Annotated in this window: 20 protein-coding genes; 11 read left to right on the forward strand and 9 right to left on the reverse strand. The window is 62.9% G+C overall.

The features are described from left to right. Window positions 1-9: 9 nt before the first annotated feature. Window positions 10-1,149, reverse strand: a complete 1,140-nt coding sequence (locus tag K3174_RS14205) for a site-specific DNA-methyltransferase (RefSeq protein ID WP_221559777.1) — start codon at window positions 1,147-1,149, stop codon at window positions 10-12. 409 nt (window positions 1,150-1,558) lie between these two features. Between K3174_RS14205 and K3174_RS14210 the strand changes: the two genes are divergently transcribed. Continuing rightward, on the forward strand, window positions 1,559-1,771 hold the full coding sequence (locus tag K3174_RS14210; RefSeq protein ID WP_221559779.1) for a cold-shock protein: 213 nt from the start codon (window positions 1,559-1,561) through the stop codon (window positions 1,769-1,771). A 70-nt stretch (window positions 1,772-1,841) separates the two neighbouring features. Next, window positions 1,842-2,063, forward strand: a complete 222-nt coding sequence (locus tag K3174_RS14215) for a hypothetical protein (protein WP_221559783.1) — start codon at window positions 1,842-1,844, stop codon at window positions 2,061-2,063. Here the strand turns inward: K3174_RS14215 and K3174_RS14220 are convergent. Beyond that, window positions 2,060-2,227 (reverse strand): hypothetical protein, encoded by a 168-nt coding sequence (locus K3174_RS14220; protein WP_221559891.1) that lies wholly within the window; start codon window positions 2,225-2,227, stop codon window positions 2,060-2,062. The two genes, K3174_RS14215 and K3174_RS14220, sit on opposite strands and share 4 nt — an antisense overlap. Before the next feature lie 53 nt (window positions 2,228-2,280). On the opposite strand from K3174_RS14220, the gene K3174_RS14225 reads away from it, so the two are divergent. Further along, the gene (locus tag K3174_RS14225) at window positions 2,281-2,976 is read left to right on the forward strand and encodes a hypothetical protein (protein WP_221559785.1); all 696 of its coding nucleotides are present in this window, start codon (window positions 2,281-2,283) and stop codon (window positions 2,974-2,976) included. Between the two features lie 11 nt (window positions 2,977-2,987). On the opposite strand, the gene K3174_RS14230 is transcribed toward K3174_RS14225, so the two are convergent. Further along, entirely contained in the window at window positions 2,988-3,614 is a 627-nt protein-coding gene (locus K3174_RS14230) for a ribonuclease HII (protein WP_221559787.1), read from the reverse strand. Here K3174_RS14230 and K3174_RS14235 point away from each other — a divergent pair. From K3174_RS14235 to K3174_RS14260, 6 genes are all read left to right on the forward strand, one after another. Then, window positions 3,613-4,803 (forward strand): PQQ-dependent sugar dehydrogenase, encoded by a 1,191-nt coding sequence (locus K3174_RS14235; protein ID WP_221559789.1) that lies wholly within the window; start codon window positions 3,613-3,615, stop codon window positions 4,801-4,803. The genes K3174_RS14230 and K3174_RS14235 overlap by 2 nt on opposite strands. Before the next feature lie 50 nt (window positions 4,804-4,853). Then, window positions 4,854-5,381 carry a GNAT family N-acetyltransferase gene (locus tag K3174_RS14240; protein ID WP_221559792.1) on the forward strand — a complete coding sequence of 176 codons (528 nt, stop codon included), beginning with the start codon at window positions 4,854-4,856 and terminating at the stop codon, window positions 5,379-5,381. A gap of 28 nt (window positions 5,382-5,409) precedes the next feature. Beyond that, window positions 5,410-5,958, forward strand: coding sequence for a DUF1285 domain-containing protein (locus K3174_RS14245; RefSeq protein ID WP_221559885.1), 549 nt, complete (start codon window positions 5,410-5,412; stop codon window positions 5,956-5,958). Beyond that, a complete protein-coding gene (locus K3174_RS14250) occupies window positions 5,955-6,557 on the forward strand; it encodes a CoA pyrophosphatase (RefSeq protein ID WP_221559794.1) in 603 nt (200 codons plus the stop codon). Before K3174_RS14245 ends, K3174_RS14250 begins: the two co-directional genes overlap by 4 nt. Beyond that, window positions 6,554-7,732: a CCA tRNA nucleotidyltransferase gene (locus K3174_RS14255; protein WP_221559795.1), complete on the forward strand. Its 1,179-nt coding sequence runs from the start codon at window positions 6,554-6,556 to the stop codon at window positions 7,730-7,732. Before K3174_RS14250 ends, K3174_RS14255 begins: the two co-directional genes overlap by 4 nt. A gap of 227 nt (window positions 7,733-7,959) precedes the next feature. Further along, complete coding sequence (locus tag K3174_RS14260; protein ID WP_221559798.1) at window positions 7,960-8,520, forward strand: NADH-quinone oxidoreductase subunit E; 561 nt, start codon at window positions 7,960-7,962, stop codon at window positions 8,518-8,520. A 117-nt stretch (window positions 8,521-8,637) separates the two neighbouring features. On the opposite strand, the gene parC is transcribed toward K3174_RS14260, so the two are convergent. Further along, window positions 8,638-10,935 (reverse strand): DNA topoisomerase IV subunit A, encoded by a 2,298-nt coding sequence (parC, locus tag K3174_RS14265; RefSeq protein WP_221559799.1) that lies wholly within the window; start codon window positions 10,933-10,935, stop codon window positions 8,638-8,640. 98 nt (window positions 10,936-11,033) lie between these two features. On the opposite strand from parC, the gene K3174_RS14270 reads away from it, so the two are divergent. Beyond that, a complete protein-coding gene (locus tag K3174_RS14270) occupies window positions 11,034-11,591 on the forward strand; it encodes a type 1 glutamine amidotransferase domain-containing protein (RefSeq protein ID WP_221559802.1) in 558 nt (185 codons plus the stop codon). 122 nt (window positions 11,592-11,713) lie between these two features. Here K3174_RS14270 and K3174_RS14275 read toward each other — a convergent pair whose 3' ends face one another. Then, a complete protein-coding gene (locus tag K3174_RS14275) occupies window positions 11,714-12,355 on the reverse strand; it encodes a hypothetical protein (protein WP_221559804.1) in 642 nt (213 codons plus the stop codon). Window positions 12,356-12,840: 485 nt separating this feature from the next. On the opposite strand from K3174_RS14275, the gene K3174_RS14280 reads away from it, so the two are divergent. Further along, window positions 12,841-13,803 (forward strand): DUF4349 domain-containing protein, encoded by a 963-nt coding sequence (locus K3174_RS14280; RefSeq protein ID WP_221559806.1) that lies wholly within the window; start codon window positions 12,841-12,843, stop codon window positions 13,801-13,803. Between the two features lie 129 nt (window positions 13,804-13,932). Here K3174_RS14280 and K3174_RS14285 read toward each other — a convergent pair whose 3' ends face one another. From K3174_RS14285 to K3174_RS14300, 4 genes are all read right to left on the reverse strand, one after another. Continuing rightward, window positions 13,933-14,529: an ankyrin repeat domain-containing protein gene (locus K3174_RS14285; RefSeq protein WP_221559808.1), complete on the reverse strand. Its 597-nt coding sequence runs from the start codon at window positions 14,527-14,529 to the stop codon at window positions 13,933-13,935. Between the two features lie 80 nt (window positions 14,530-14,609). Continuing rightward, complete coding sequence (locus tag K3174_RS14290) at window positions 14,610-15,464, reverse strand: lipase family protein (RefSeq protein WP_221559810.1); 855 nt, start codon at window positions 15,462-15,464, stop codon at window positions 14,610-14,612. 317 nt (window positions 15,465-15,781) lie between these two features. Then, a complete protein-coding gene (locus K3174_RS14295) occupies window positions 15,782-16,120 on the reverse strand; it encodes a transposase (protein WP_247712203.1) in 339 nt (112 codons plus the stop codon). A 245-nt stretch (window positions 16,121-16,365) separates the two neighbouring features. Continuing rightward, a complete protein-coding gene (locus K3174_RS14300; protein ID WP_221559811.1) occupies window positions 16,366-18,222 on the reverse strand; it encodes a DUF885 domain-containing protein in 1,857 nt (618 codons plus the stop codon). Between the last annotated feature and the right edge of the window lie 70 nt (window positions 18,223-18,292).

Below are 18,292 nucleotides of genomic sequence, written 5' to 3' on the forward strand. Positions count from 1 at the left end.
CGCGTGGCATCAATCCTCCACCGCCAGCAGATAGAGCTGCCGTGCCGCGTTGATCGGTTTCACCTCTCCGCCATTCTCGTAATGCCAGAAGGTCCAGCCGTTGCAGCTCGGTGCGCCCTGGAGGTCCTTGCCGAGGCCGTGGATGCTGCCGGCTTGCTTGCCATACGCCAAGGACCCGTCCGCCCGCACGGTCGCGATCCAGCGGCGCTTCTTGTCGAACACTTCGGTGCCGGGCTTGATGAAGCCGTTTTCCACCAGCGCCCCGAAGGCGACCTTGGGGGCGGCTTTCGCGCTCTGCATGGTGGTCAGCGCGCTTTCGTCCAGCGGAAGTTCCTTTTCGATCCGCTTCAGCGCGGCCTCGCAGTAGTTCCCTTCGCGCTCGCAGCCGATCCATTCGCGGCCCAGGCGCTTGGCCACCGCGCCGGTGGTGCCGGTGCCGAAGAAGGGATCGAGCACCACGTCGCCGCGCTCGGTGGTCGAGAGCAACACGCGGTAGAGCAGCGCTTCGGGCTTCTGCGTCGGGTGGACCTTGTGGCCGCCCTCTTTCAGCCGCTCCGCCCCGTTGCAGATCGGCAGGACCCAGTCGCTGCGCATCTGCAATTCGTCGTTCAGCGTCTTCATCGCGCGGTAGTTGAAATGGTATTTCGCCTTCTCGCCCTGGCTGCACCACAGCAGCGTCTCATGCGCATTGGTGAAGCGCGTACCCTTGAAATTGGGCATGGGGTTCGACTTGCGCCAGACGATGTCGTTGAGAATCCAGAAGCCGAGATCCTGCAGGATCGCGCCGACGCGGTAGATGTTGTGATAGCTGCCGATCACCCATAGCGCGCCATCGGGCTTGAGCACGCGTTTGGCCTCGATCAGCCAGTCGCGGGTGAACTGGTCGTACAGCGCAAAGCTGTCGAACTGGTCCCAGTGATCGGTCACCGCATCGACATGGCTGCCATCGGGCCGGTTCAGATCGCCGCCGAGCTGGAGGTTGTAGGGCGGATCGGCAAAGACGAGGTCGATGCTGGCGTCGGGCAGGCTGCGCATCGCTTCCACGCAGTCGCCATCGAGGATGCGGCCCAGTGGCAGCAGCTCTTTCGGCGTTTCAGCCGTCTTTACAACCGCTTTTGCGCGGTTCTTCGTGGTCTCGATGACCCCCATAATGTCCGTCCCTGTCCTAAGTTATCCACAGGGTGAGTCCAAACGAACCCACGGTCAAGTGCGAAAAACCTATGGGATCATGGTTAATATCGGGTTTCGCAGAGAGAACAGAAGGTGTCCCACACAAGATATTGAGTCCGCGTGGAATCTGCGGACTCAATATGGTGGGGTGTGGCCTCGAAGACTCTACGCAGGCAGCGATTAATCGTTAGGCAGGCAGGGCTGCTCGTGCTAGGCCGTTCGGGCTGACGTCGAAATTTGCGACGGACTTCGAATTTGACGACCGCCGCCTGCCGTGAACGGCCCCGGTGCAAACCAGACGACGACTTCCTTTCATCGGACGATTTTAAGCACGACCACGCCGCATGTCGCGGCGGGGCAACCCCATGCGTTCTTGAAAGGAACCATCATGAGCAAGACCGGAACAGTCAAGTTCTTCAACACCGACAAGGGCTATGGCTTCATCCAGCCCGACGACGGTTCGGACGACAGCTTCGTCCACATCAGCGCAGTGCAGGCCGCCGGCATGCAGACCCTCGATAAGGACCAGCGCCTTAACTACGAAATCGAGACCGGCCGCAACGGCAAGGCCAGCGCGATCAACCTGTCCGCTGCCGATTGATCTGCCGTGCCGTGCGTCGCCGCTTTCGAGCGGTGCGCGCGGTATCTCGCAACAGCGACGGAGCCGATCGATGGCCAACCCTTCCTACGAGTTCTACTCGGCGCGTGCCGCCGAATCCGCAGCCGAGGCCAAGGCCGCCACGCTGGACAATGTCCGCGAACGGGCGCTGCGGTCCAAGGCGACATGGCAGGCGCTTGCCGACCAGGCCCGCGCCGTGGTCCAGCAGCGCGAGAAGATCGAGACCGCCAAGGCGGCGGCGCGAGCGGCCGAGCGCGATGCCGGCGATTCCTAGCCTACGCCATCCATCAACAGATCGGCCTGCGCCACCGGCGCAAAGCTCCGCCGATGGAGCGGTGTGGGGCCATGCGTGCGCAGCGCGGCCAGCGGACTCAATATGGTGGGGTGTGGCGCGGAGGACTCGCCCGACGGCTCATTGACCGCAATCTCGCTTGCCATCGGATCGTCGTCGAGCGATTATCGATGGTCGTCCGCTTTCTGGGGGAAAATCAGTGGGCTATCGCGATCTGCACGATCTGGCGCGTTTTTCGGTCGGGTTCGCCATTGCCCTATTGCTGATCGTTCTGGTCGGCTTCGGGTCTTTCATGGCGAAATATCCCGAAATCGCCGGCCAGACCGTCTGGTTACATCACGTCCACGCGCTCATTATGCTGGCGTGGTTCGCTCTGCTTATCGGGCAGCCACTCCTGATCGCTGCCTCCCACGAGACAGTACATCGAACCATCGGCCGCTTCAGCCCACTGCTGGCTGCTGGCGTTCTGATCGGCGGCATCTCGATGATCCGGCAAAGTTATCTGGTTCGTAGCGATGTCTTCACGCCGGCAGTCGACATTTTCATCTTGCTGAATTTTGCGATCTTCTACGGTGTGGCTTTACTGGCCATCCGCCGCTCGCCTCCCTCCATAGGTGCCCATCAGCGACTGATGCTCCTTTCCGGGGCAGCGTTGACGCCTCCAGCGATCGCCAGGCTTGCAGAAGTGCTCGGGATAGGAATTGCTGGAGCGATTCCCGTGGTCCTCGCCGTGGCATTTGCGCCAGCGGGCCGCGATCTTGCCCAGACCCGCCGCGTTCATCCGGCAAGCCTGCTGGGCGGCCTGGCGATAATGGCGGGAATCGTCGCTGGGCTGGCTATGGCGAATACGAAATGGTGGGCACTGGTACTGGAACGGCTCTGGGGCCCAGCCTAGCGAACCGGCCCCTAGATCAGCACTAGCTGCGCCACCGGCGCAAAGCTCCGGCGGTGGAGCGGTGTGGGGCCATGCATGCGCAGCGCGGCCAGATGCTCGGCCGTACCGTATCCCGCATTGCGCTCCCACCCGTAATGCGGGTGCGCTTCGGCCGCGTCGCGCATCAGCCGGTCGCGATATTCTTTTGCCAGGATGCTGGCGGCGCCGATGCATTGCTCCTTGCCGTCGCCGCCGACGATCGGGCGGGCATCGGCCCAGCGCCAGCCGGGGTGGCGGCCATGGGGCGTCATGTTGCCGTCGATCAGGACCGCTTCCGGCTCGCGGCCCAGCGCCTCGACCAGACGGGTGACGGCCTGCGTCATCGCGAGCATGGTGGCGGCGAATATGTTGATCCGGTCGATCTCCTCGGGCTCGACCACCGCGAGCCCCCAGGCGCAGCGCGCGCGAATTTCCGGCTCCAGTGCCGCGCGCTTTCTGACCGAGAGCCGTTTGGAATCGTCCAGCCCCTCCGGACAAGGCTTGCACAGTACCACGGCTGCTGCGACAACCGGGCCTGCGAGGGGGCCGCGTCCGGCCTCATCCACGCCCACAACCAGCGGCGCGGCACCAAGTCCTCTTTCGGGAGTTGCACTAAGCATGAAAAAGACCTCGATCCTTGCCGTCACCTTATCGCCCCTGCTGCTGGCATCAAGCTGCGGCAGCACCGGATCGGGGGATAGCCAGCCGACGCCGATCGCGACATCGACCACGCCCCCCGCCGCGGGCGAATGGAACGGCACGTTCGCGATTGCCGAACACGGCAGCTTCGCCGAACCCTGGGCCTCCGCCTTCATTCCGGGCACGGAGATGCTGTTCATCACCGAAAAGGCGGGCACGGCGAAGATCTTCGACACGTCCAGCGATCGGCTCATCACGGTCAGCGGATTGCCGCAGGTGGATTACGGCGGCCAGGGCGGCCTGGGCGAAGTCGCCTTTTTGCCTTCGGAAAGCGCGCAGACCGTGGGTCGGCGCACGATCTATCTTACTTGGGCCGAAGCGGGCAGCGGCGACATGCGCGGCGCGGTGGTCGGGCGCGGGCAGCTCGTTTGCCAGCAGGCCGGCACCTGCAGCATCGAAGGCATGAACGTGATCTGGCGCCAGACGCCCAAGGTCACCGGGCGCGGCCATTATTCGCATCGTATCGCCTTCAGCCCGGACGAAAGCCACATGTTCGTCGCCAGCGGCGACAGGCAGAAGCTCACCCCGGCGCAGGATACCACGAATACGCTGGGCACCATCGTCCGGCTCAACCTCGACGGCACACCGGCCAGCGGCAATCCGCTGGCGGATAACGGCAGCCCCTCCAACCAAATCTGGTCCTGGGGCCATCGCAATATCCTCGGCATGGATTTCGACGCACAGGGCCGTTTGTGGGAAGTCGAGCACGGACCCGCGGGCGGAGACGAACTGAACCTGGTGGCGCGCGGGGCGAATTACGGCTGGCCCGAACGCTCCAATGGCAACCACTATAATGGCGACGATATTCCCGACCATTCTCCCGACGACGGTTTCGCCCAGCCTGCCATCAGCTGGTCGCCGGTCATCGCGCCGGGGAACATGATCTTCTATTCCGGCACGCTGTTCAACGGGCTGGCGGGCGACCTGCTGATCGCCGGCCTCCAGAGCGAAGGGTTGGTGCGCGTTGCGATCGATGGCGACACCGCGAGCGAAGCGGCGCGATACGATATGGGCGAGCGCATTCGCCAGATCGTCGAAGGTCCGGACGGGGCGTTGTGGGTGCTCGAAGACGGCGATGGCGGGCGACTGCTCGAACTTCGCCCCGGCTAAGGCGAATTTGATCGACTTGGCCTGCGGTGCGCCCTAATCGGCGCGCCCTTATGGCGACGCTCGTTCCCCTCTCCGCAATCGACCCGCAACTGGTCGAAGATCTGCTCGATGCAGCCTTCGGCGAAGGACGCCACGCACGCACCGCCTATCGTATCCGCGAGGGTATGACCCCGCTGGAGGGGTTGAGCTTCGCCGCGCTGGACGATGACGATTACCTCGCTGGCACAATCCAGTTGTGGCCGGTCGCGCTGACCGATCCGCAGGGCCGCGGGCATCCGATGATCATGGTCGGCCCGGTCGCGGTCATGCCCGGGCGGCAGGGCGAAGGGTTCGGCAAGGCGCTGATGGCCGCCAGCCTGGGCGCGATCGATGCGGGGTTCGACGATGGCGCGGCTCCCTTGCCGCAGGTGATGATCGGCGATCCCGATTACTACGACCGCTGGGACTTCACCGCCGCCCATACCGCAGGATGGCACTGCCCCGGCCCGTTCGAAAAGCATCGCCTGCTCGCCCGCGCGGGCAATCCGGCAATCCTGCCCGTCGAAGGCATGCTCGGCCCGTGGAGCTTGGCGAAGTAGGTTCGATCTGGCATCGGCCTTGGCGACTATGCCCTATACCCCGCCCCCCGAACTTGCCGGAATGTCGCTCGCCCAGATCGCGGAGGCGGTCGCCGAGCGCAAACTGCCCCCGGTCGAACAATGGTCGCCCGACAATGTCGACGACAGCCATATGCGCATCGCGGCGGACGGGACCTGGTATCACGAAGGATCGCGGATCGGGCGGCCCGGCATGGTGCGCGCTTTCTCCGGCCTGCTGAACCGCGAGAGTGACGGCAGCTACTGGCTGGTCGTGCCGTATCAGAAACTCTCCATCGAGGTGGAGGATGCCTGCTTCGTCGCCACCGATGTCAGCGAAATCGAAGGCGATCTCGCTTTCCGCCTCAACACCGACGAGTTGGTCGTGGCCGGGCCTAACAACCCGATCCGCGCGGCGGGCGACGCGGACCAGCCCGCGATCTATGTCCATGTCCGCCGCGGCTGCGAAGCGCGGCTCAACCGCTCGACCTACGAACAGCTCGCCCGCATCGCGCTGGCGCGCGGCGATGACTGGACGGTTGCGAGCGGCGGCGAAACATACTCGCTAATCCCTGCATGAGCGCGACTTTCGACCGTCTCGCGCAGCTATTCGAGCAGGGCCATGCGCGCGATGTGGGCCAGCTCATGTCCGACAGCCGGTTCGCGGATCTCGACCGCACTGCCGATGCTGCCGTGTTGATCGCGGTGACCGAACAGCCCGATCCCACGGTCCTGCTGACCCAGCGCCCGCGGACCATGCGCGACCATCCGGGGCAGGTCGCCTTTCCCGGCGGCAAGCTCGAAGACGGGGAAGATGCGGTAACCGGGGCCTTGCGCGAGGCGTGGGAGGAACTGCACATCGAACCCGAACGGGTGCGGGTCATCGGCACGACCGATCGCTATCAGACGGGTACAGGCTTCGATATCACGCCCGTTCTGGCCACCGTCCCGCGCGACTTGCCGGTCCGCCCCGATCCGCGCGAGGTCGAAAGCTGGTTCGAATGCCCGCTCGACAAGCTGATGGATGCGTCGCAATGGAGCCGCAACGAGGTCTTCTGGAAAGGGGCGATGCGCGAATATCTCGAGATGGATCACGAAGGCTACCGCATCTGGGGTGTGACGGCGGCGATCTGCTGGAATCTGTCGCGCCGCATTGCATGGCTCGAGGCGCGCGGATGACGGCGCGGCTGCCAGACACCCGGTGGACGCAGCGCGACAGCCTTGCGAAACTGGTCGGCGCACTGGGGGCGGAAGACATCCGCTGGGTCGGCGGCTGCGTGCGCGATACGCTGCTGGGTTACCAGGCAAACGATATCGATGCGGCGACGCGGCACCTGCCCGCCACGGTCATCGATCGGTGCAAGGATGCGGGCATCCGCATCGTACCCACCGGGATAGATCACGGCACGGTCACAGCCATATTCGAGGATGGCAATGTCGAAATCACAACCTTGCGCCGCGATGTTGCAACCGACGGGAGACGCGCGACGATCGCTTTCTCGACGGACTGGAGTGACGATGCGGCGCGGCGCGATTTCACCATCAACGCGCTCTATGCGCATCCCAAGACTCTGGAAATCAGCGACTATTTCGGCGGGCTCGACGACCTTGCCGCCAGGCGCGTCCGCTTCATCGGCGATGCGCAAACCCGGATCAGGGAGGATCACCTCCGGATATTGCGCTATTTTCGCTTCGCCACGCGCTTCGGCGATAGCTGGGACGCGGAAGCGACCGGAGCCTGCAGCGCCCTCGCCCCGACATTGAAGGGCCTGAGCCGCGAACGGGTCGGTTGGGAATTGCAGAACCTTCTGGCCTTGCCCGATCCGTCGGCAACCATCGCGAAAATGCGCGAACTGGGCGTCTTGCAGGAAGTCCTGCCCGAAAGCGGCAGGCGCGAGGTCGAACAGCTTGCCCGGCTGATCCCGGCCGAGACAGCCGCAGGTATCGCGCCCGACCCCATGCGCCGGATGGCCGCACTTCTGCCGGCCATCGTGCCGGTGGCGGAGACGGTGTCCGCACGCCTACGCCTTTCGCGTGGCCAGCGCGACCGGCTGATGTGCGTGGCGAGACGCTGTCCGAAAGACGGCGAACAGCCGCGCGGCCTTGCCTACGAGGTGGGACAGAGTTGCGCCATCGATCGCCTGCTCATCATCGGCAGCGATCCGTCGGCGATAATCGGGTGGGAAGCGCCCTCCTTCCCGCTCAAGGGCGGGGAGATCGTGGCACGCGGTGTCGGCAAGGGGCCCGAGGTCGCCCGCATATTGCAGCGCATCGAAAATCGCTGGGTGGAAGAACAGTTCCCCCCTCGCCCGCGGGTCGACGAAATGCTCGACGAGGAACTGGCCGCCCGCTGAACGGGGACTCTCCCCGACCTTCAGCTTCGCTTAAGGTGCAATGCAGCATAAGGCTCTCGCGGTTGCCAAAAAACGCAATCCGTGACATAGGGACGACGTTCCCTTTAGGGTACTTGCGGGTGGCACGGAACACCATTCTCACCCGCTCATTCCAGTTTGGACGGCTCAATCGCGCGGTTCGCGCGAAGGGGCCGCATATTTCGAATAACAAGTCTTGGAGCTGCACTATGAAAATCGCGAAGCTGGCTTTTGCCGCCGCCGCCCTCACCGCCACTGCTGCCGTCGCCCCGGGCGTCGCCGTCGCGCAAGAAGCCTCGGCTGCCGTTACCGCAGGCGCCACCGTCTACGGCAATGACGGCGTGGAAATCGGTACGGTCGAAGCCGTGCAGGGCGAAACCGTCATTCTCGTCGTCGACGACATGAAGGCGCCGGTTCCGGCCAATGCTTTCGGCACGGGCGAAAAGGGCACCTCGCTCAACGCCACCAAGGCGCAGATCGTCGGCATGCTTCAGGCCGCCCAGCAGGAAGCGGTCGCCAAGCGTGACGCCGCCCTCACTGTCGGCGCAAATGCCGTTACTGCCAAGAACGCGCCGCTCGGCACTGTGCTCGAGATCAATGGCGACAATGTCATCATCGCCCGCGGTGGCGACGAGATGAAGAAGGTTACTCTGCTGCGCGAACATTTCGCCGCAGGCCCGAACGGCGAACTGATGGCCCTTCTGACCAATGACCAGATCGATGCTGCCATGGCCGCATCGGCGCCGGCCACCGACAGCGCCGGCGGATAATCCGCTTACCCTTGGACGGGTTTCGACAAAAGCCGGAAGCGAGCGATCGCTTTCGGCTTTTTCGTTGGGCTAGCTAGCGATATCCGCTGCCGGTTTGCGGCCGCAGCGACAATACAATCAAAACCTGTTGTCCCGCGGGAAGCCTTGTGGCGGCATCCGCCCGGCCCCGCCGCGTGCGACCTTCCACTGCCACATCTCGCCTTCGGTCCGGGTGCGGCCTTCCTTGCCGCCCATCGTCCAGCTGAGGCCTTCCGCGAGCGTGAAGGTGGTCGCATCGGACAGCCCGCCATCGCGATAGCGCTGCAGCGTCACGCCCTGCCCGCGCGCGAGTTCAGGCAGTTCCTCGAGATTGAAGACCACCAGCTTGCGGTTGTCGCCGACACAGGCGACATGGTCGTGCCCCGGTTCGATCGTGCGCGCGACCACCATCTTCGCATCGCCCTTGAGGTTGACGACCTGCCGCCCCTTGCGCGTTTCGGCGAGAAGGTCGTCGGTAACCGCCCCGAAGCCCTTGCCCGTATCGGCGGCCAGCAGCAGGCGTTGCTTGGGCTTGTGGACGATCACCGCAACGATCTGCGCGCTGGCATCGATATCGAGCGTGTTGCGCAATGGTTCGCCGAAGCCCCGCGCGCCCGGCAGCTTGTCGGCGCCCAGCGTGAAGAACCGGCCCTTGTCGGTCGCCAGCAGCAGCTTGTCGGTCGTCTGCGCGTGGAGCACGAAAGCGGGGCCGTCGCCTTCCTTGTACTTGAAATCCTGGTCCAGCGGCAGGTGGCCCTTGGCCCCGCGCACCCAGCCCTTCTGCGAGAGAATCACCGTCACCGGCTCCTTCTCGATCATCGCATCCATGCTGAATTCGACCGCGGGAGCGGCTTCCTGGATGCTGGTCCGGCGCGCGCCGAGCACGGTATCCTCGCCATATTCCTTGCGCAGCGCATTGAGATCGCGCTTCAGCCGCGTGCGCTGGCGGGCGGGCGAGCCGAGCAGCTTTTCGAGCTCGTCCTGCTCCTTGAGCAGGTCGTCCTTTTCCTGGCGAAGCTGCATTTCTTCCAGCTTGCGCAGACTACGCAGGCGCATGTTGAGGATCGCCTCGGCCTGGCGGTCGGTCAGGCTGAACTCGGCCATCATCACTGCCTTGGAATCGTCCTCGTAACGGATGATCTCGATCACGCGGTCGAGATTGAGGAAGGCGATGATATAGCCTTCGACCAGTTCCAGCCGCCGCGCAATCTGGTCGAGCCGGTGCTGGCTGCGGCGCTGGAGGATATCGATCTGGCTGGCGGTCCAGTTGTTCAGCAGCTCCTTCAGCCCCATCACCATCGGCGTGCGGCTGGCGTCGAGCACGTTGAGATTGAGCCCGAAACGGGTCTCCAGATCGGTCAGCTTATAGAGGCTTTCCTTGAGCAGTTCGGGATCGACATTGCGGCTGCGCGGCACCAGCACGATGCGGATCTGCTCGTCGCTCTCGTCGCGCACGTCTTCCAGGATCGGCAGCTTCCGGTCGGCGATCGCCTGCGCGATCTGTTCGATCAGCTTGCCCTTCTGGACCTGATAGGGGATTTCGCCGATGACGAGCTGCCACTGGCCGCCGCCCAGCCGCTCGATCCCCTCCTCGCGATCCTCCGCCTTGTCGGCCTCGGCCGCATGGAAGCGCCCGCGCACGCGGAAGCTGCCGCGCCCGGTTTCGTATGCGGCGGCGACCGTCTCGGCGCTCTCGGCAACGATACCGCCGGTGGCGAAATCGGGACCCTTGAACAATTCCATCAGCCGCGCATGTTCGACATGCGGATTGTCGATCACTTCCAGCGTCGCATCGACGATCTCGGCGACATTATGGCTCGGGATATTGGTCGCCATGCCGACCGCGATGCCGCTGGCGCCGTTGGCCAGCAGGTTGGGGAACAGGCCGGGGAAAATCTCCGGTTCCTGCTCCTCGCCATTATAGGTCGGGATGAATTCGACCGTGCCCTCGTCCAGCCCCTCCATCAGGCGCAGCGCAGTCTTGGTCAGGCGCGCTTCGGTGTAGCGATAGGCGGCAGCGTTATCGCCGTCGATATTGCCGAAATTGCCCTGACCCTCGACCAGCGGATAGCGCAGCGCGAAATCCTGCGCGAGCCGGACCATCGCGTCATAGACCGAGGCATCGCCATGCGGGTGGTACTTGCCGATCACGTCGCCCACCACACGGGCCGATTTCTTGAAAGCGCTGGACGGATCGAGCTTCAACTGCCGCATCGCCCACAGCAGCCGGCGGTGAACCGGTTTCAGCCCGTCGCGCAGATCGGGCAGCGATCGGGCGGTGATCGTGGAGAGCGCATAGACGAGATAGCGTTCCGACAGGGCACTATCGAAAGGGGCGTCGACGATTGCGTCGAAGGGGTCGTTTTCAGGTTCGAGAGTCGTGTCGTCAGCGGCCATACGCCCTGCCCTATCACCGCCACGCCTCGGCTAGAAGAACGGAACGGCGCGCTTTCCCCACGCATTGCAAAGGCAACGCCAACTCAAGGAGGCACACCATGACCAAACGCGTAATGATCCTCGCCACCGATGGGTTCGAACAGTCCGAACTGGAGAAGCCCAGGGCCAATCTCGAAAAGGCCGGCATCGAAACGGAAATCGTCAGCCTGGAAAGCGGCATGATCCGCGGCTGGAAGGATAAGGACTGGGGCGATGCCATCAAGGTCGACAAGACGGTCGACAGCATCGCAAGCTGCGAAGGTTACGACGCCCTGCTTCTGCCGGGCGGCCAGATGAACCCTGACATATTGCGGATGAACGAGCGCACCGTCGCGATCGTTCGCGAATTTGGCATGGCCGGCAAGCCGATTGCGGCTATCTGCCACGCTCCGTGGCTGCTCGCCGAAGCAGGCCTGATCGATGGCAAGACCGTCACCGGCTGGCCCTCGATCCGCACCGATCTGACAAACGCCGGGGCCAATGTGGTGGATCGGGAAGTCGCCCTAGACGGCAACCTCATCACCAGCCGCAAGCCGGACGATATTCCCGCATTCAGCAAGGCATTGATCGAGAAGCTGGGCGAAAACGTCGAGAAAAGCGAACTCGAAGCTGCGTAGTCCCGCAAGAACGGTTACAGCGAGGGCCCCGCCGCAGCGATGCGGTGGGGCTTTTTTGCTTTAGCGCGAACGTGCAGGGAGCTTGATCCCACCCGTTAAATCGCGACGCACTATCGTTACCGCTAGGGTGTGCCGTTCGTATCGTCGCCCAGATCCGCAGATTGTTCGCCACGTTCCACATCCTGCGCGATCTGTTTCGTCTTCTGGTTGTATGTGAAACCGTTCCCGCCGCGGTAGACCGCAGCAAGGTATTCACGGTCGAACGGCGTCAGACCTTCAGGCGTATCGTCGTCCTTGAAGAGATTGAGAATGCTGTCGTAACCGAACCTTTCGTTCTGCGCATCGCGTGTTGGAACGAGCGCGCGCATCACGGCAAAATCGCCGATCTGCTTCAGTGTCAGCCCATCGATCGACTCCACGTCGAGGACCACGAACCCCGCATCGACCTCCTGCCTGATCGGCGAACCCAGTCGTGACAACTTAGCCCCTTGCACGACGAAGGCTGACGGCGAACCGGCCCCATCGCGCACAACCGGGGCTCCATCGGCACGCTTGGGTTGCGTGACGTGCCACGACCAAGCAGGGCCGGGACTTTTTCTGAGCGAGTCCATCTCGAGTGCGCTCAGCAGGCCGAACAACTTTGGATGAGCTTTGGCAAGACCGGCAATGAGCGCCTGCCCGTCATCGGTCACGATCAAGGTGAGATTGGGAGCACAGCCTTCCTTGGCAAGATCGACGTCCGCCGCGGCAACGGCCTTGCGCATAAGGTCCACCACGACCGACGCCATCCCGGGCGGCAACCCGCCAACGGCTGGGCAGACCGGGCTTTCGAAGCGTGCAAGATTGCCGTCTTGAGACTCGGTTATCGCCCGCACCGATTGCGTGGTGCTTGGCTTCCCCTCGCGTTGACCCTCGACCACAATGGGCGATTTATCATCCTGGGCCTGTACCAGTGTAGGCCAGGTCCAAGCCGTTGCCGCTAGTAGCCACAAGAATCGGTTCATCCGGTAAGTGTAAGTGAAGTCTGGGAAATGTCACCTATTCTTGGGCGAAAATTGCATAGGTAGGATTGCGGAGCCAGCTCGCCGCATTTGTTGGATAGGTCAAATCTGGTCGCAGTATCCCGCGGGAATGAAACTCGCGCAAATGCGTTATGTTGCAACGTTATCTTGCAAAGCAATTCTGATTGTGTTCATATTGTGGCGAAAATAAGGCGACGTTATTGTGGGTAAGGTGAGAGGATTTCGAGATGAAGAAAATTCTGCTGGCTGGAGCCGCTGCGACGCTGGTCCTTGCGGGGTGCAGCGGTGCCGAGAACGAAACGACCGAGGCCATTAGCACGGCGGACATCGCCGAAGCGCCGTCATCCTACGCGATAGAGGGGCAGGCGATGGAGGCTCCTCCGCCTCCCTCATCTGCTTCAGGCAGCCAGATAGAAACCGAAACCATCTCCGGCGGGGGTGAAATCCCCGTCGGCACGCCGCAGGTCGCCTATCGCTATGCTTATGGCTTCCGCCTGCCATCCGAAGCGATCAGGTCGTTGCAGGAACGCCATGCCGATATGTGCGAGGCCAAGGGGCCGGATGCCTGCCGCATCATTTCCATGGATCAGGCGGAGAACGAGGGCGATTATGCCTATGGCAGCCTGACGCTCGCCGTGCGAGCCCGCGATGCGCGCTCCTTCGGCAAGGAACTCGCCAGTGCGAGCGGCAAGGTCGATGGCGAACTGGTCTCCTCGTCCATCGAAGGCGAGGATCTGTCCAAGCGTATCGTGGATACCGAGGCCCGGCTGCGCGCCCGCACCGTGCTGCGCGACCGGCTGATGGACGTGCTGCGCAACCGGCGCGGCACCGTCGCCGAACTGGTCGAGGCCGAACGCGGCGTGGCACAGGTCAACGAGGAGATCGACCAGGCGCAAAGCTGGCTCACGGAAATGCGCGGCCGGGTCGCCTATTCGAACATGACCGTCACTTACGAAAGCGGCAAGCCCGCCACCGGCGGTTTCGCAGAGCCGATCCGCAGCGCCTGGAACTCGCTCGGCGGTATCTTCGGCACTATGATCAGCGTGCTGATCGTGCTGCTGGCCGTGCTGGTCCCCTTGGGCCTGCTGGTGTGGCTGGGGATGCGGGCATGGCGACGACTTGGGCTGTCGACCGGCATCGGGCGCAACGGCTGGCTGCCCGAAGCGGAACCTGCCGCCAAATCCGACTGACAGGCAAGGCCCTCTCCGATCACCACCGGAGAGGGCTATACTCTTACGCGGCCTTGCGCTCCGCGATCCACGCATCCACGCGGCGCTCGAGCAGCGTCCGTGCGATGTACTGCCGCGCGCGGCGCGTTGTCACTTCTGCAAGCCCTCTTCGGCGATTATGGCTTTCAGCTTGGCCACCAGCGCGGCGTGGTCTTGAATACGGTCGTCCCGGACATTGTCATTTTCAGTCATGCGTAGCAGGCGCGGCAAATCCTTGCGGTATCGCAGATCGAGCAAGTCGCTGAAAGCTCTGTAGTCACCCCGCGCCAACATGCGGTGCGCAACAGTTTTCGTCCCGCGCGGAGCAAAATTTACGTCCGCTCCCGCATCAAGCAGGATTTCATATGTCCTTCCATGATCGCGCTCCTCCCATTGCGAGTAAGCAAAAACCAAAGCCGTCTCGCCGGAATCCTCGTCGAAACTGTCAGGATCGCCGCCATTGGCGAGCAGTGTCTTCAGGATTTCGTGCCGTGGCAGTGCGGAAGCGACGACCACTGGGGTAAACCCTCCGCGCCCCGACGGCTTGTTGGGATCGGCGCCCTGCGCCAGCAATCGCTGCACCTCTTCGAGATCATTGCAGAGCACCGCTTCGCCCAATGGGGCAAGATCATCGGGAACGTGACCCAAAGCGGCTTGAATACGCTCCGCTTCGCTCTGCTTGGCCTGGCACATGTCATTGTCGCTCATCGCCGCAGATATTACTCCATCACAAGCCGACAGGCCCAGGCCCAGTACAATCAAAAGGCCAAGCAGTGCGAATTTGCCAATCACGGATTATAGCGCTGATACAGGCCGATCATGATCGAAGTCATTGCATGCGGGTCGCTTCGCTGTGCAAGCATCGTGGTGCCCGGCGCTGTCTCCAGTCCCCAGGTGTTGTTGAAGCTGTTCACGCTGTCTCCTCTAACAACATAGGATCGGACATTCTGCCTGAAATCGGCTTGGCTGGCACCATACTCCGCAAACAGGTCTTCGTGAAGGCCCAGCGGATTGAACACGGTTGCAGGCTTGTCAAACCTGGCCGCTTGCAGAGAAGCGAGCGCGCCGCCAAGAGAATGGCCGACAAAGCGCACGCGACCGCCCGTGGCGTTAGAAACAGCTTGGGCGTTCTCGATCGCAATATCCGCCTGCCGCGCCTTGTTACCATTACCCAAGGCCCAGTTGGTCCTGCCATCGGGAGTTCCGTTGAGGACTCCGGTCACGGCATGGCCGTCATCGGTTCCGCGGTTGACCACGACATAGGTGTTGGTGTTGGCATCGTGGTAAATCCGCGAATAGAAGCCCGAGTCATCGTGCCGCGCATCGAAGTCAGGAAATCGCTGCTCGGCCTGCGCATCGGAAAGGGCGCTGAAACCTTCGGGCAGCAGCGCCGGATCGCTTTGGTCGAGGTATACATCCCTTGCCAGCAATGCCATCTGGCCCACCTCGACCAGCCTCTCTCGCCGGGCGCGATCGTAAGCTGGCATCGGCGCACCTCTCTCGAGCAATGTCACATTGGCCTCCACGAGCTGCTGAAAAGCCGCTACGACGCGGCGCGCCTCGCCCGGTGACAGAGCACCATCCCCGCCCGCAGGTGGCACTTCATCAAGCGCGAGGCCCAAAGGTTGCGCTTGAGCGCGCATCAATGCCCCGAGCGTCAAGGGGTTGTTGCCAATTGAACTTGCAAGGGATCCCGGTGAAAACATGCGCCAACTCCGCTATCGCTGCAAAGCACGTAGGCGCGGCTTGCACTGCGGACCATCGGCATTATGCTTAGATGGCATCTCCCTGTGATCACCGCGCGCATGGCGGCAACCTCCCACCAACCGGGCTTCATAGACAAAGGGTATCCAGAGTTTGACTGAGGCGAGAGCGACGAAGCCGAAGTAGGATTCCTTGGTTTTGTCGTAGCGGGTTGCAATGCGCCGCCGGTTCTTGAGTTTGTTGAACAGGCGCTCGATCAGGTTGCCCCACTTGTATTTCGCCCGGTCGCCCGGACCACGGCGCTATCGATCATGTCGGCTGCGGTATCGCGCCCTGCCAGCTCGGCCAGCGTCTCGAGCATGGCATCGAACACGCCGGTCGTGACCCATCGGCGATAGCGACGGAACACGCTGTTCCACTTGCCATATTCGTCGGGCAAGTGCCGCCACTGCGCGCCGGTCCGCGCGATCCACATCATGCCTTTAGAATAGGGACGGCTATCCTGCGCCGGGCGGCATCCGCGTCCCTGCTCAGGCGGCAGCAGCGGCCCGACCACTTCCCATTCCTCGTCTGTAACGCCAATCCGCTCGCCCAATGCCGCCTCCAAAAGCCAGCCTTGGAAGCGAAGCTGTGCAAAGCACAATCAACGTCCGAGTTCCCAGTCAAGCTTTGTCCACGAGGCCTGGCAGGTTCTCAAAATAAGGCATGGAAATTAGGGAATTTCCCTATTCCCACTACTCTTAAAGCTGCCTCATGTCGTTGCGCTGTGCAAGGACCCCAACTCTGCTTCGGACTGACAGGCAAGGCCCTCTCCGATCACCACCGGAGAGGGCTATACTCTTACGCGGCCTTGCGCTCCGCGATCCACGCATCCACGCGGCGTTCCAGCAGCGACAGCGGCAGAGATCCGCCGCCGAGCACCGCATCGTGGAACCCGCGAATGTCGAAATCGTCGCCCAGCTCGCTTTCCGCCCTCGCGCGCAGATCGAGGATCTTGTTCATTCCGATCTTGTAGCTGGTCGCCTGCCCCGGCATCACGATATAGCGCCGCACTTCGTTGCGGATCGTTTCGGCGTTCTGCGGCGAGTTTTCGGTGAAATAGGCGATGGCCTGATCCTCGGTCCAGCCCTTGGAATGGATACCGGTATCGACCACCAGCCGGATGGCGCGCCATAGTTCCGAACTCAGCCGTCCGAAATCGGAATAGGGATCTTCGTAGGCGCCCGGCATTTCCTTGGCCAGACGTTCCGAATACAGGCCCCACCCTTCCGCATAGACACCGTATCCCAGCTGGGTCTGGAACTTGGGCACGCCCGTCAGTTCCTGCGCGATCGAGATCTGCATGTGATGCCCGGGCAGGCCTTCGTGATAGGCGATCACTTCTAGCATGTTTTTGGGCATGGCGCTCATGTCCGACAGATGCGCGTAATAGACGCCGGGACGCGAACCGTCGGGCGTGCCGGAACTGTAATGCTGCGCGCCGCCATCCTGCTCGCGGAATTTTTCCACCCGCTTAACCTCGAGCGCGGCCTTGGGCAGCAGGCCGAAATATTGCGGCAGCTTGGATTCGATATTGTCGATCGCCGCCGCGGCAGCGTCGATATACATTTGTGCGCCCTCATCGCCTTGGGGGAAGTAATTGTCCGGGTCTTCCTTGATGTGGGCGAAGAAGGCCTGCAGGTCCCCGTCGAAACCCACCTCGTCCTTGATCGCTTCCATCTCGGCATGAATGCGTTCGACATCGTCCAGACCGATCCGGTGGACCTGTTCGGGGGTCAGATCGGTCGTCGTGCTGTCGGCCAGGCGATAGCCATAATAGGCTGTACCATTGGGCAGGCTACCGACCCCGACACCGATTTCCGATGCATTGGGTTTGTCGGCTGTCATGAAGGCGATCACCCGGTCGTACCCGGCCTTGTAGCCGTCCTTCAGCGCGGCCTCCAGCTCGCCCTGCATCGTTTCGCCTTCGGCGGCGGTGATCGTGCCCGCTTCGACCAGCGCGGCGATCTTCGCCTTGCCGTCCTGCCACAGGGCATTGTCCGCCCCATCGTCGAACGGGGCGCCGGAAATCAGTTTCTGCGATTCATCGATCACGAAATCATAGGCGAAATAGGGCGGGCGCACGCCGGCCGCCGCCCGCGGTTCCGCGATGTCGACCAGTTGCCCCAAAGCGCGCCCGATTGCCGACACGCGCGAAATGTAGTCGCGCATATCCTGTGCGGTAGCGACGCGGTGCTGCGAAATCAGCAGCCTGGGCAGGAATGTGTGCGCGCCCTGCATCTGGGTGAAGACATAGCCGCTGTCCCGCCATTCGGCGGATTGGGCGGCGCGTTCGTATTCGTATTTCCAGAGATCGTAGGACAGTTTGTCGGTCGCGTTCAGACTGTCATAGTCGAAGGTCTGCTCCATCTCCTCGACCGAGGCCTTGAGCCAGGCGAGGTCCTCGTCCTGCGCGGCGATCGAGAAGTCGTCGATCTCGCCATAGCGTTCCTTGCGGCCCAGTGACGTCAGCCAGAGCGGGCTGTCCATCACCTGCTCTTCGTATTTTGCGTCGAACCAGGCGCGCAGTTCCGCATTGTGATTGTCCGGTGCAACCTCGGCCGTCTCGCTGGCAGCGGTTTGCCCGAAGGCGGGCGCGGCAAGCGCGAACAGGGCGACGGGCGCTGCGGCAAGCAGCAGGGTATTCTGGAAACGCATGACAATCCCTCCGAAGTCTCGGCATAAAGCTGCGGCATCGCTACATGGAGTTGGGGCGAGGACAAAGGCC

The organism is Qipengyuania qiaonensis (assembly GCF_019711515.1).
Taxonomy (GTDB): domain Bacteria; phylum Pseudomonadota; class Alphaproteobacteria; order Sphingomonadales; family Sphingomonadaceae; genus Qipengyuania; species Qipengyuania qiaonensis.

What these genes read in the sequence shown, in the direction of transcription:
- K3174_RS14205 (WP_221559777.1), bottom strand. Translation starts at nt 1,149, where the DNA reads ATGGGGGTCATCGAGACCACGAAGAACCGCGCAAAAGCGGTTGTAAAG.
- K3174_RS14210 (WP_221559779.1), top strand. Translation starts at nt 1,559, where the DNA reads ATGAGCAAGACCGGAACAGTCAAGTTCTTCAACACCGACAAGGGCTAT.
- K3174_RS14215 (WP_221559783.1), top strand. Translation starts at nt 1,842, where the DNA reads ATGGCCAACCCTTCCTACGAGTTCTACTCGGCGCGTGCCGCCGAATCC.
- K3174_RS14220 (WP_221559891.1), bottom strand. Translation starts at nt 2,227, where the DNA reads ATGGCAAGCGAGATTGCGGTCAATGAGCCGTCGGGCGAGTCCTCCGCG.
- K3174_RS14235 (WP_221559789.1), top strand. Translation starts at nt 3,613, where the DNA reads ATGAAAAAGACCTCGATCCTTGCCGTCACCTTATCGCCCCTGCTGCTG.
- K3174_RS14230 (WP_221559787.1), bottom strand. Translation starts at nt 3,614, where the DNA reads ATGCTTAGTGCAACTCCCGAAAGAGGACTTGGTGCCGCGCCGCTGGTT.
- K3174_RS14240 (WP_221559792.1), top strand. Translation starts at nt 4,854, where the DNA reads ATGGCGACGCTCGTTCCCCTCTCCGCAATCGACCCGCAACTGGTCGAA.
- K3174_RS14245 (WP_221559885.1), top strand. Translation starts at nt 5,410, where the DNA reads ATGCCCTATACCCCGCCCCCCGAACTTGCCGGAATGTCGCTCGCCCAG.
- K3174_RS14250 (WP_221559794.1), top strand. Translation starts at nt 5,955, where the DNA reads ATGAGCGCGACTTTCGACCGTCTCGCGCAGCTATTCGAGCAGGGCCAT.
- K3174_RS14255 (WP_221559795.1), top strand. Translation starts at nt 6,554, where the DNA reads ATGACGGCGCGGCTGCCAGACACCCGGTGGACGCAGCGCGACAGCCTT.
- K3174_RS14260 (WP_221559798.1), top strand. Translation starts at nt 7,960, where the DNA reads ATGAAAATCGCGAAGCTGGCTTTTGCCGCCGCCGCCCTCACCGCCACT.
- parC (WP_221559799.1), bottom strand. Translation starts at nt 10,935, where the DNA reads ATGGCCGCTGACGACACGACTCTCGAACCTGAAAACGACCCCTTCGAC.
- K3174_RS14270 (WP_221559802.1), top strand. Translation starts at nt 11,034, where the DNA reads ATGACCAAACGCGTAATGATCCTCGCCACCGATGGGTTCGAACAGTCC.
- K3174_RS14275 (WP_221559804.1), bottom strand. Translation starts at nt 12,355, where the DNA reads ATGCGCAAGGCCGTTGCCGCGGCGGACGTCGATCTTGCCAAGGAAGGC.
- K3174_RS14280 (WP_221559806.1), top strand. Translation starts at nt 12,841, where the DNA reads ATGAAGAAAATTCTGCTGGCTGGAGCCGCTGCGACGCTGGTCCTTGCG.
- K3174_RS14285 (WP_221559808.1), bottom strand. Translation starts at nt 14,529, where the DNA reads ATGAGCGACAATGACATGTGCCAGGCCAAGCAGAGCGAAGCGGAGCGT.
- K3174_RS14290 (WP_221559810.1), bottom strand. Translation starts at nt 15,464, where the DNA reads ATGCGCGCTCAAGCGCAACCTTTGGGCCTCGCGCTTGATGAAGTGCCA.
- K3174_RS14300 (WP_221559811.1), bottom strand. Translation starts at nt 18,222, where the DNA reads ATGCGTTTCCAGAATACCCTGCTGCTTGCCGCAGCGCCCGTCGCCCTG.